Origin of the sequence: Nocardiopsis listeri, assembly GCF_020741345.1 — a bacterium.
GTDB classification, from domain to species: domain Bacteria; phylum Actinomycetota; class Actinomycetes; order Streptosporangiales; family Streptosporangiaceae; genus Nocardiopsis; species Nocardiopsis listeri_A.
The window spans coordinates 1-11,330 of sequence record NZ_DYZD01000180.1; the positions used below are offsets into that span (position 1 = coordinate 1).

Here is an 11,330-nt window from a genome sequence, read left to right on the forward strand (position 1 = left end):
ATGCATAAGGTGGACGATCGTTTGAACGGGCGAAGCTAGGCTTCCCATGATCCTACGGTGACCACGGTTTCGGTCCGAGGTGCCCGATGGCGCTGGTGTCAGTTACCACAGACAGACGTCTTCGCGCCATCGGGTGCCTCGGGATCCGAACACGTCAGCAACCACAGGACATCACCTGCGGGCCGTGCTGAACACCGCTGTCAAGGACCGGCTGATTCGCGAGAACCCCTGCCAGATCGACGGCGCTGGCCTGGAGGACACCGAGGAACGCCCGGTGCTGTCGGTCTCCGAGGTCTTCGAGCTGGCGGACGCCATCAAGCCGCGGTACCGGTCCCTGGTGTTGCTGGCGACGTTCGGCAGTATGCGGTGGGGCGAACTGGCGGGCCTGCGCCGTCGACACCTGGACTTGGACGCCCGGACAGTGCGGGTGCGGGAAACGGTCTGGCATGTCCTGAGTTTGGTGGAGCCGTGTTTCTGGATTCTCAGGCCACGGTGCTCGATTTCTTGTTCTCAAACTCTACGGGTGTCAGCCAGCCGACCGCCGAGTGCCGGCGTTGGCGGTTGTGGAAGATCTCCAGGTACTCAAAGATCGCGTTGGCCAACTCCAACCGGGTCCGCCACCGGCGCCGATCCAGCAACTCGACCTGCATCCGCGACCAGAACGACTCGATGACCGCGTTGTCATAGCAGTCCCCGATCGAGCCCATCGAGGGCACCAACCCGGACTCTTTGGCCCGCCGGGTGAAGGCCCAGGAACCGAACTGCACGCCATGATCGGAGTGGATCACCGTCCCCGCCGAAGGTTGGCGGTTGTCGATAGCCATGCCCAGCGCGTTCGTGGTCAAAGCCGCAGTAGGTGAGGAGTCGATCGCCCACCCAACCACGCGCCGCGAACACACATCCAACACCACCGCGCAGTAGACCTTGCCCTCGCGGGTGGGGTGCTCGGTGATATCGGTGACCCACAGCTGGTCCAGGTCCTGGCGGCTGAACTGGCGGTCCACCATGTCAGCCGAGACCAGATAGATCCGCACGCGCACGCCGCCACTTCGGGCGGCCAGCAATCCCCTTGATGCCGGCTCGGGACATCAGCATCGCCACGGTGCCATGCCAGAGCTTCATCCCTCGCCCGAGGGTGAGTTCAGCGTGCACCCGCCTGACCCCGTAGACACCGTTGGATGCGGCGTGGATCTGATGGATGGTGTCGGTGAGCAGCGCGTGCCGGATCGAGCGTGCCGAGGGCCCGCGGTCGCGCCAGGCGTAGAACCCCGACTCCGAGACGCCCAGGACCCGGACGGCGACCTGGACCGGGTGGCCCTCAGCGGCCATCACCGCGATCGCCTCGAACCGTCTTTTGGGGGCACCACCTTCCCCAGCAGCTCACTGGCACGGCGGTGGATCGCCAGTTCGGCCTCCAGCTCGGCGATGCGTTTGTTGGCTGCGGCCAGCTCGGTCTTCTCGGTGCTGGTCAGGCCAGGGGCCAGACCTCGGTCGATGCGGTCCTGGCGCCTCCACGCGTAGATCGTCTCGGTGCTGATGTCCAGATCGCGTGCCACGTCCGCGACGCTGCGTCCGGATCGGACCAGGTCCAAGACCTTGCGCCGGAACTCGGCGGGGTATCCACGACGTCCCACGATGCCCTCCTTCAAGGGTCATGTGGTCCTAGGATCCAAAAATCCGACTCCGAAAAACGCAGGACACACCAGTCTCGGACGTGGGAGGGCTGTACAAGGGCAAGCCCAAGTCCAAGGCGGGATACCGGACCGTCTCCTTGCCTGAGCTGATCGTTCCGGACCTGCGGCGGCACCTGGACGAGTACGCGGCTCCGGGGCCGAACGGGTTCGTGTTCGTGGGTGTGCGCGGCAACCAGCTCCGGCGGGGCAACTTCTCGAAGTACTGGGCGGATGCCTGCTCGGCCGTGGGCTTGGAGGACGTGCACCTCCACGACCTTCGCCACACCGGGAACACCTTCGCCGCTGAGGCGGGGGCCTCCGTGCGCGAACTCATGCGGCGGATGGGCCACTCCAGCACGCGGGCCGCGATGATCTACCTCCACGTGCGCGACGAACGCGAACGCGAGATCGCGGACCGGCTGGGGGAGAGGGCGGCCGAGGAGCTGAGGGCCAACGGGGCGGACAGGGACGGAGACAAGGAAGGCGACGATCCGCCTCCGGTGGGTGCGCCTCGCTGAGCCTCACCCGCTCCAACGCCTGTGGCACGTGTGTGGCACGGCGACCCGCTCAGACCCCTAGGAACGCGAAAGGCCAGGTGTTCGAAAAAACTCGAACTACCTGGCCTTGTGTGTCCGTGGAGCGGATGACGGGAATCGAACCCGCGTTATCAGCTTGGGAAGCTGAAGTTCTACCATTGAACTACATCCGCGTGAGCGCGCCGGTGTGGCCGCCAACGGTCGTTATCCTAGCCCAACTCCGGGCCGGTTGGGCAAGTCGGCGCGGTGGCGACGCCCTTGGGGAAGGGCCGACGGGCTGTTCTCGCAGGCGGTAGGTTCGACACCGTGTTGCTCTCCGATCGTGACCTCAACAAGCAGATCGAGTCCGGGCGGGTCCGGATCGATCCCTTCGACCCCTCTCTCGTCCAGCCGTCCAGCATCGACGTGCGCCTGGACCGCTTCTTTCGGGTCTTCGAGAACCATAAGTACCCCCACATCGACCCGTCGGTGGAACAACCGGACCTCACCCGACTGGTGGAGACCGACGGGGAAGAGGCCTTCATCCTGCATCCCGGCGAGTTCGTGCTGGCCTCGACCTACGAGGTGGTGACCCTGCCGGATGACATCGCCAGCCGGTTGGAGGGCAAGAGCTCTCTCGGGCGGCTCGGTCTGCTCACGCATTCGACCGCCGGGTTCATCGATCCTGGATTCTCGGGGCACGTGACCTTGGAGTTGTCCAACGTGGCGACGTTGCCGATCAAGCTCTACCCCGGCATGAAGATCGGGCAGCTGTGCATGTTCCAGCTGACCTCACCGTCGGAGCGCCCGTACGGCTCGGCCGCCTACGGCTCGCGCTACCAGGGACAACGTGGGCCGACCCCCTCGCGTTCGCACCAGAACTTCGTTCGGACCCGGATCGTGGAGGAAGATCGGTAAAGCGGGGGTCGCTTCGAAGCCTCAAAACGTCCTTACGGTACGGTCATGATCTGACACGTTCCGTCGTCTCGTGCGCCTGACATGGAATTGTGACCCTTGTCGCCCTAAAATGTACAGTGGTATAGATCACATTGGGGCGTCCTGGGGGATCCACATCCGGCTCTACAGGTCGACGGACGTGTTTTATGGCGGTTAAACATGTTATCTGGTAGTGACATACCGCCTGAACTGTGCGTTCACATCTCGGTAAGGTGGCGCCCCGACGTGACCAGGTGATGGTTTCGCCCGTTGGCGGGCGCGCACGGGGGGCTCTGCGCGGACCACTCACCTGTGGAAACCGCAGGTTCGCGATGGGGACCGACATCCTCAGCGGGCCTTCGCGACAGGGACAGCCCCGTAGAGGAGACCGTGCCAGCAGTACGCGCAGACCACCTGTACAAGGTGTTCGGTAAGCAATCGAAGGTGGCCGTCGAACGGCTCTCCGACGGTAGCCACCGTGACACCATCGCCGACCTCGACGTGACCGCCGCCGTCATCGACGTGTCCTTCGAGGTCCAACCGGGCGAGATCTTCGTCGTCATGGGCCTGTCCGGCTCGGGTAAGTCGACGCTGATCCGGATGCTCAACGGCCTCCTCGACCCGACCGCCGGTTCGGTCGAGGTCGACGGCGTGGACATCACCGCCCTCAACAAGAAGGACCTGCTCAAACTTCGGGGCGAGAAGATCAGCATGGTCTTCCAGCACTTCGCCCTGCTCCCGCACCGCACCGTGCTGGAGAACGCGGCCTACGGCCTCGAGCTGCGCGGAATGCCGCGCGCCGAGCGTTTCGAGAAGGCCAAGGAGACCCTCGCCCTGGTCGGGCTGGAGGGGTGGGAGGACAAGCTCCCACAGCAGCTCTCCGGCGGTATGCAGCAGCGCGTGGGCCTGGCCCGCGCCCTCGCCGCCGACACCGACATCATCCTCATGGACGAGGCGTTCAGCGCGCTGGACCCGCTGATCCGCCGCGACATGCAGACACAGCTCATCGAGCTCCAAGCGAGCCTGGGCAAGACGATCATCTTCATCACGCACGACCTCAATGAGGCCATGCGCCTCGGTGACCGGATCTGCGTGCTCCGGGACGGTCGTGTCGCCCAGATCGGGGAAGCCGCCGAGATCCTCAACTCCCCGGCCAACGACTACGTGGAACGTTTCATCGAGGACGTCGACCGGTCCCGGGTGCTCACCGCGTCCTCGGTCATCGACGCCTCCGTGGCCAAGGACGACTCCGCGCCGCAGGTCGACGCCGGTACCGCCGTCGCCGACCTGTTCTCCAGCGTGTCCACCTCGGACCGCCTGCGTGTGGTCTCCGACCAGGGTGAGGTGCTCGGCATGGTGACCCGTGAGTCCGTGCTCGCCTCGCTCAACACCAACACGAACGGGGAGGAGAGCAAGTGACACCCGTCGACTTTCCGCCCTCCTTGCCCCTCGGTGAGGGGTTCGAGGCGTTCAACAGCTGGTTGAAGGCCAACTTCGGTTGGTTCTTCGACCTGAGCGGTGAGTTCATCCGCTGGGCGGTCGCCGTCCTGTCCGGGTTCTTCGTCGAACCCGCGGCCGGACAGTTGGCCTTCATCGCCGCGGTGATCATCGCCGCGCCGTTGGTGCGTTGGCGTCGGATGCCGCTGCTGGGCATCGTCGTCGGTGTCTCGTTGCTGTACGTCCTCGAAGCGCTGTTCGGCTTCGTGACGGTCATCATCAACGCCGTCCCAGGGCTCTTCCTCTGGGCGATGAGCCTGTTCGACACGGTCGTGGAGCCCTACTTCGTGGTCTCCCTCGTGTTCCTGATCGCGGTCGCCGCGCTGGGACTCGTCGAGAAGCGGACCCGGGTCCGTGCCGGGGTGGTCGCCGGCGGCTGGTTGATCATGGTGCTGCTCGGCTGGCTGCTGCTGCCGATGGTCGTCACCCGTCCGATGGCGCTGCTGATGATCCTGCTGCTGAGCCTGCTCGCGCTCTCGGTGGCCGGTTGGCGCATGGGTCTGTTCGCGGTGATCGCCTTGACCATCGTGGCGTCCGTCGGACAGTGGGCCAACGCCATGGACACACTCGGTCTGGTCCTGGTGGCCAGCCTCGTGGCCGTGGTCATCGCGATCCCGATCGGCATCCTGGCCGCCTACAACGACATGACCAGCAAGATCGTCAAGCCGGTCCTGGACCTGATGCAGACGCTGCCGGCGTTCGTCTACCTGATCCCGGCGATCTTCTTCTTCTCGATCGGCGCGGTTCCCGGTGTGGTCGCGACGATCGTGTTCGCGATGCCGCCCGGCGTACGCCTGACCGAACTCGGAATCCGGGGCATCGACAAGGAACTGGTGGAGGCGGGTGAGGCCTTCGGTGCTCCCCGGAACAAGATCCTCACCGGCATTCAGCTTCCCCTCGCCCTGCCCACGATCATGGCCGGTGTCAACCAGGTCATCATGCTGGGCCTTTCCATGGTCGTCATCGCGGGCATGGTCGGCGCCGGTGGTCTGGGCAGCCAGGTCTACCAGGGCATCACCCGTAACGACGGTGCGCTCGGTTTCGAGGCCGGTATCGCCGTGGTGATCCTGGCGATCTTCCTGGACCGCCTCACCGCCGCCGTCACCAAGAACAGCCCGCAGGCCCGTGTCGCTTCCTGACATCGACCTGCTCACACCAGCCACTAGGGAAGGGAATCCCGAAGATGTACAGCCGTAAACGCATGACGGGTCTGGCCGCCGCCGGTATGAGCGGAGTGCTCCTGCTGTCCGCCTGTGGAAACGGCGGAGAAGACCTGACCGGTGGCTCGGACTCCGAGGAGGGCGGACAGGACATCAGCATCGCGCTGATCGCCTGGGAGGAGGCCATCGCCACCACCGCCATGTGGGAGGTCATCCTGCAGGAGAAGGGCTACAACGTCGACGTCACCGACGTCGACGTCGCTCCGGCCTTCCAGGGTGTCGCCAACGGCGACGTCGACCTGTACCTGGACACCTGGCTGCCCGCCACGCACGAGCAGTACTGGAACGACTACGGCGACCAGATCGAGGACCTCGGTTCCTGGTACGACAACGCCATCCTCACCCTCACCGTCCCCACCTACATGGAGGACGTGAACAGCATTCCCGACCTGCTCGACCACGTGGACGAGCTGGACGGCCGCATCGTCGGCATCGACCCGGGCGCCGGTCTGACCGAGACCACCCAGAACAGCGCGATGCCCGGCTACGGCCTGGACGACGAGTTCGAGCTCGTGACCTCCTCGGGCGCGGCCATGCTCGCCGAGCTGGACTCCGCGATCGCCGACGAGGATCCCATCGTCGTCACCCTGTGGCGTCCGCACCCGGCCTACGCCGAGCACGACCTGAAGGACCTGGAGGACCCCGAGGGCCTGATGGGCGAGGCGGAGTCCATCCACTCCATCGGTCGCGAGGGCTTCAAGGACGAGTTCCCGGATGTCGCCGGCTGGATCGAGGGCTGGTCGATGGACGACGACGAGCTCTCCACGCTGGAGGTGCTCACGCTCGACGAGTACGAGGACGACCCGCAGGAGGGCGCTCGCGTCTGGCTGTCGGAGAACCCCGAGTTCCTGGAGCGCACCCTGGGCGATGACGCCGAGGGCCTGGAGTTCTAGCACTCGGTTCTACGCGTAAAATCGTAGATCGAGCACATATGAGACGGTCGTCCCCGTGCCGGGGGCGACCGTTTCCGTGTGCCGGTGTAGAGCCCGTGTCGATGGTCTTCACATCGATGAACGGGCGCCCGGTAGGAATTCGAGGGTGGGGGACCCGAGAGATGCACGACCAGAAGGGTTTCAAGGCGTTGGCCGCGGCCGGGATGGGCGGGGTGCTCCTGCTCACCGGATGCGCTTCGGGCGATGAGGCCGGTCAGGACGCCGAAGAGATCGAGATCGCGTTGATCGGTTGGGAGGAGGCCGTGGCGGTCACCCACATGTGGGAGGCGATCCTGCAGGAGAAGGGCTACGACGTCACGGTCACCGAGACCGACGTCACGCCGGCCTTCCAGGGGGTGGCCGACGGCGAGTACGACCTGTACCTGGACATGTGGCTCCCGGTCACGCACCACGAGTACATGGACGAGCACAAGGGTCGGGTCGAGACCCTGGGTTCCTGGTACGACAACGCCACCCTCACCCTGACGGTTCCCGAGTACATGGAGGACGTCTCCTCGATCGACGACCTGCCTCGGCACTCCGAGGAACTGGACGGGAAGATCGTCGGCATCGAACCGGACGCGGGTCTGACCCGGGTGACCCGGAACCAGGCGATGCCCGGCTACCTGCTCGACGAGGAGTTCGACCTGGAGACGTCGTCGGGCGCTTCGATGATGAGCGACCTGGATGAGGCGTACCAGGAACAGGAGCCCATCGTCGTGACGCTGTGGCGTCCGCACCCGGCCTATGCCCAGTACGGCCTGAAGGACCTGGAGGACCCGCAGGGCCTGATGGGCGAGGCCGAGGGCATCCACTCCGTGGGCCGGGACGGCTTCGGCGCGGACTACCCCGAGCTGACCGAGTGGATCCAGAACTGGACCATGGAAGACGACGAGCTTGCGGACCTGGAGGTCCTCACGGTCGGCCCCGGGGTCGAGGACCCCGCCGCCGGGGCACGCGCGTGGTTGGCGCAGAACCCCCTGTTCCTGGAGCGCACCCTGGGCGAGGCCGCGAAGGGCCTGGAGTTCTGATCCTTCGCTCCGGGGAGTCGAGTGAAGCGGGGGCCGTCCTCCCATCAGGGAAGACGGCCCCCGCCGTGTCTCCGAGTGTGTTGATCTCCATGGCTCAGGGGGCGTAGTAGCCGCCCTGGGCGCCGCCTCCGGGGCTGATCTGGCGGCTGGACTCGCGCTTGGGCAGCATGTAGGCGGCGAGGAGCCCGCCGACGAAACCGAACAGGTGCGCCTGCCACGAGACGCCGGGGTGTTGGGGCAAAACCCCCCAGATCATGGTCCCGTAGAAGATGATCACGCAGATCATGATGACGATGTCGATGGTCTTGCGTTCGATGATGCCGCGTAGGACGGTGTAGCCGAAGTAGCCGAACACGAGTCCGCTGGCGCCGACGGTGGGCACGCCCGGGACGGAGAACAGCCACACGCCCACACCGCTCACCACGGCCACGATCAGGGTGGTGAGCAGGAAGCGACCTTGGCCGCTGAAGGCGACCAGGGAACCCAACACCAGGAACGGCAACGAGTTACCGATCAGGTGGGGGAAGTTGGCGTGCATGAACGGGGCGGTCAATATCGTCCAGGGGGCGCTCGTGTCCCAGGCGCGCAGCCCGAACTCTTGGTCGAGCCGCATGCCGGGGACGGTGTCGACGATCTCGAACACCCACATGGCCGCGAGCATCCCCGCTACGGTCAGGATGGCGGTGATTCTGGACTGCTTCACACTTTGAGCGTAAAGGAACAGCCCTTGTGGTGGTATGTCCGTCGCGGTGTGTGTGGCGAATCGAGAGGAATGTCTGACTGGTCCTCGGGGGAGTCGCTGCGGCGCTCCGGTCAGGAGGACAGGGACCGCTTACGGGGCGGGATGCCGGCGACGGCCATGAAGGACTCGACCCTGGCGGGCCGGATCATCCCGGTCAGCGGCAGGTGGCTGCGCGCGGTGCGACGGCCGGACAGGGACGGGAAGCGCTTGGCTCGCCCGGTGGTGTCGTACAGGCCCAGGGAGCGGATGCGTCCGGGCAGCAGGTGGTAGGAGCCGATCTCCTCGAAGGGGACGCTCACGACGTAGGACCCACGCTCGTAACGGAATTCACCGTCGGAGATCTCCAGCACGGGTTTCCTGATCAGGTGGCCGTGGACGGCGCAGGCCGCGCCGACGAGCACGAGCAGGACGCCGAAGGTGGTGCCGGCCCAGTGGCCGGAGCCGACCAGCACCGTGATCGAGCCCAGGATCACCAGAACGTAACCGGCCCACGTCTCAACGTACTTGCGACCTACAGGGCAGACCAGACGGACCGATTCGGACACGGCGGATGCCTCTCTCGCTGGGCGTGGCGCTGAGGATGACGGAGGTCGTCACACGGAACCTTATCCGCTTCGTGTGCGCGGAATCCTCGGTTTCGGACATCTTGATGACGGGGTTCAGGACACGTTCGTGTCCATTTTCGAGTGTCGCGTGGATACAAGGATCGATGATTGGTTCATCCTATGTTTCCTGGGGCGGAAATAGCCCTGGTGCGGTGTCATGATTTGGTGCAACTTGAGGCATATAGTGCTTCGTGTCCACTTCTCTCTTGGTAGTGGTCTGCGTCCTCGCCGTAGTTAAACATTGTTGACTTATGTGTCGGGGCTGTTCGCGGTAACCGATTAACCGCAAACCTTTCTTCGGTCGTCCGAATCCCCGGCGATTGAGGAAGTTTTCTTTGAGCCCTCTGGCCTGCGTCGATGTGAAGTGACGCGGCATGTTACCGGGGTATTGAGGAATCATGACTCGGACTTGGGCTGATGGGCGCGAACCGGTTGCGGATGGGTCACGAATCCGGCATTGGGGCTATACAGATATTTCGCTAAATGGTCTTCTGATCGACTAATCGCCTAGTTTTGTCGGGGCGTGCCCTTGGGGCATCTCCCCCGTGTCCTGTTCGCTTCAGTGATCAAGGGTGTGACTATGTTCAAGCGTCGAAAGACGCTGGCGCTCGCCGCGGCGGCGTCGTCAGCAATGTTGGTGGCCAGTGGTTGTAGTGGCGGAGGAGGGGAGGATGACGGCGGCACCAGGGAGGCCACCTGGGTCATCGAGACCCTGCCCGGCGCCTGGCAGGCCATCAGCTCCGCCGGCGGCAGCGTCTACGTCGTTCAGATGCTCTCCGGCGTGCTTCCGAGCACCGGTACCTGGCTGCCCGACGCCGAGACGTACGAGTACGACATGGACGTCCTCGCCGAAGAGCCCACCCTCATCAACGACGACCCCGACGAGGGGCCGTTCCAGTGGTCCATCACCCTCGCCGACGACGCGGTGTGGAGCGACGGCGAGCCGATGACCGCCGAGGACCTTCGCGTCACCTGGATGATGTCGGCCGGGCCCGAAGAGGGCTACTGCAACGGCTGTGACTCCCGGTCGAGCACCAACCCGGACATGATCGAGGACGTCGAGGTCGACGGCAAGACCGCCACGATCTCCCTGAAGGAGGGCCTGGCCAACGCCGAGTGGGCCGGCTTCTTCGACGCCCACAACGTCGCGGGTGGATTCCTTCCCGCGCACCTGGCGGAGGAGAACGGCTGGGACGTGGAGGACCCGGACCAGCTGGGCGAGTACTACGCCTGGTTGCACTCCGAGCGTCCCGAATGGTCCGGCGGCCCCTACCAGATCGTCGAAGGCGACCTGGAGAACGAGGTCGTGAAGGAGCCGAACCCCGAGTGGTTCGGTGAGGAGCCCGGCCTGGACCGGGTCACCTTCATGTTCAACACCGACGAGGGCACCTTCGTCAACGCCTTCAGCAACGGTGAGATCGACGGCGGCAGCCCGTCCGCGTACAACGAGGACGTCTACACCCAGATGCAGGAGCTGCCCGACTCCGAGACGACGATCGGTGAGGGCGCCGCCTGGGAGCACGTCGACCTCAACCTCAACAACGAGTTCCTCGAGGACGTCGAGCTGCGTCGCGCCATCTTCACGGCCATCGACCGTGACGAGATCGCCTCGCGCAACTACGGGGCCGGTTACCCCGAGTACGAGCTGAAGAACAACCACGTCTTCGGTAACGACAGCCCCTACTTCGTGGACCACTACGAGAACGAGACCCAGGGCACCGGAGACATCGAAGCCGCCACCGAGATCCTCGAGGAGGCCGGCTACGAGGTCGGCGACACCCTCACCCTCGACGGTGAGGAGATCGGTCCCTTCCGTCTGCGCAGCACCGACTCCGTCGTGCGCAACACCTCGCTCCAGCTCATCCAGGCCCACCTGGCCGAGATCGGCATCACCACCAACATCGAGGTGACCGACGACCTGGGCGGCACGCTCGCCGAGAACGACTACGACATCATGCAGTTCGGTTGGCAGGGAGACCCGTACTTCGTGACGTCGGGTGCCCAGTACTGGCGCAGCGACAGTGACAGCAACTTCGGTGGCTTCGACAACGAGGACGTCGACGAGCTGGTCGACGAGGCGGCCAACGCCCCCGACCTCGACACCGCCGCCGGTCACCTGAACGAGGCCATGGAGATCCTGGTCCCGGAGGCCTACGTCCTGCCGATCATGCACGAGCCG

The 11,330-nt window shown here is 65.1% G+C and carries 9 protein-coding genes, 1 tRNA gene and 1 pseudogene; 7 read left to right on the top strand and 4 right to left on the bottom strand.

What is annotated here, in order from left to right; genetic code table 11:
• Nucleotides 1–482: 482 nt before the first annotated feature.
• Nucleotides 483–1,634: pseudogene (locus K8V84_RS09900) on the bottom strand (IS3 family transposase).
• An 80-nt stretch (nt 1,635–1,714) separates the two neighbouring features.
• Between K8V84_RS09900 and K8V84_RS09905 the strand changes: the two are divergent.
• Entirely contained in the window at nt 1,715–2,191 is a 477-nt protein-coding gene (locus K8V84_RS09905) for a tyrosine-type recombinase/integrase (RefSeq protein ID WP_304073379.1), read from the top strand.
• A 117-nt stretch (nt 2,192–2,308) separates the two neighbouring features.
• Here K8V84_RS09905 and K8V84_RS09910 read toward each other — a convergent pair.
• Nucleotides 2,309–2,382, bottom strand: a tRNA-Gly gene (locus K8V84_RS09910).
• A 133-nt stretch (nt 2,383–2,515) separates the two neighbouring features.
• Between K8V84_RS09910 and dcd the strand changes: the two genes are divergently transcribed.
• The 5 genes from dcd to K8V84_RS09935 all read left to right on the top strand — a co-directional run bounded on the left by dcd (nt 2,516) and on the right by K8V84_RS09935 (nt 7,804).
• On the top strand, nt 2,516–3,106 hold the full coding sequence (gene dcd, locus K8V84_RS09915; RefSeq protein WP_304073381.1) for a dCTP deaminase: 591 nt from the start codon (nt 2,516–2,518) through the stop codon (nt 3,104–3,106).
• A gap of 408 nt (nt 3,107–3,514) precedes the next feature.
• The gene (locus tag K8V84_RS09920; RefSeq protein ID WP_304073384.1) at nt 3,515–4,543 is read left to right on the top strand and encodes a glycine betaine/L-proline ABC transporter ATP-binding protein; all 1,029 of its coding nucleotides are present in this window, start codon (nt 3,515–3,517) and stop codon (nt 4,541–4,543) included.
• A complete protein-coding gene (locus tag K8V84_RS09925) occupies nt 4,540–5,760 on the top strand; it encodes a proline/glycine betaine ABC transporter permease (protein ID WP_304073386.1) in 1,221 nt (406 codons plus the stop codon). Before K8V84_RS09920 ends, K8V84_RS09925 begins: the two co-directional genes overlap by 4 nt.
• Before the next feature lie 44 nt (nt 5,761–5,804).
• Nucleotides 5,805–6,734: a glycine betaine ABC transporter substrate-binding protein gene (locus K8V84_RS09930; protein ID WP_304073388.1), complete on the top strand. Its 930-nt coding sequence runs from the start codon at nt 5,805–5,807 to the stop codon at nt 6,732–6,734.
• A gap of 161 nt (nt 6,735–6,895) precedes the next feature.
• Nucleotides 6,896–7,804, top strand: coding sequence for a glycine betaine ABC transporter substrate-binding protein (locus K8V84_RS09935; protein WP_304073391.1), 909 nt, complete (start codon nt 6,896–6,898; stop codon nt 7,802–7,804).
• A 94-nt stretch (nt 7,805–7,898) separates the two neighbouring features.
• On the opposite strand, the gene K8V84_RS09940 is transcribed toward K8V84_RS09935, so the two are convergent.
• Together K8V84_RS09940 and K8V84_RS09945 are read right to left on the bottom strand one after the other, a co-directional pair.
• A complete protein-coding gene (locus tag K8V84_RS09940) occupies nt 7,899–8,507 on the bottom strand; it encodes a rhomboid family intramembrane serine protease (RefSeq protein ID WP_304073395.1) in 609 nt (202 codons plus the stop codon).
• Between the two features lie 110 nt (nt 8,508–8,617).
• Nucleotides 8,618–9,091, bottom strand: coding sequence for a hypothetical protein (locus tag K8V84_RS09945; protein ID WP_304073396.1), 474 nt, complete (start codon nt 9,089–9,091; stop codon nt 8,618–8,620).
• A 640-nt stretch (nt 9,092–9,731) separates the two neighbouring features.
• Here K8V84_RS09945 and K8V84_RS09950 point away from each other — a divergent pair.
• Nucleotides 9,732–11,330, top strand: a 1,599-nt coding sequence (locus K8V84_RS09950) for an ABC transporter family substrate-binding protein (protein WP_304073398.1), incomplete at its 3' end; no start/stop codon positions are given.

Excerpts from the sequence above, each read along its gene's own strand:
- K8V84_RS09930 (WP_304073388.1), top strand. The coding sequence starts at position 5,805 with ATGTACAGCCGTAAACGCATGACGGGTCTGGCCGCCGCCGGTATGAGC.
- K8V84_RS09935 (WP_304073391.1), top strand. The coding sequence starts at position 6,896 with ATGCACGACCAGAAGGGTTTCAAGGCGTTGGCCGCGGCCGGGATGGGC.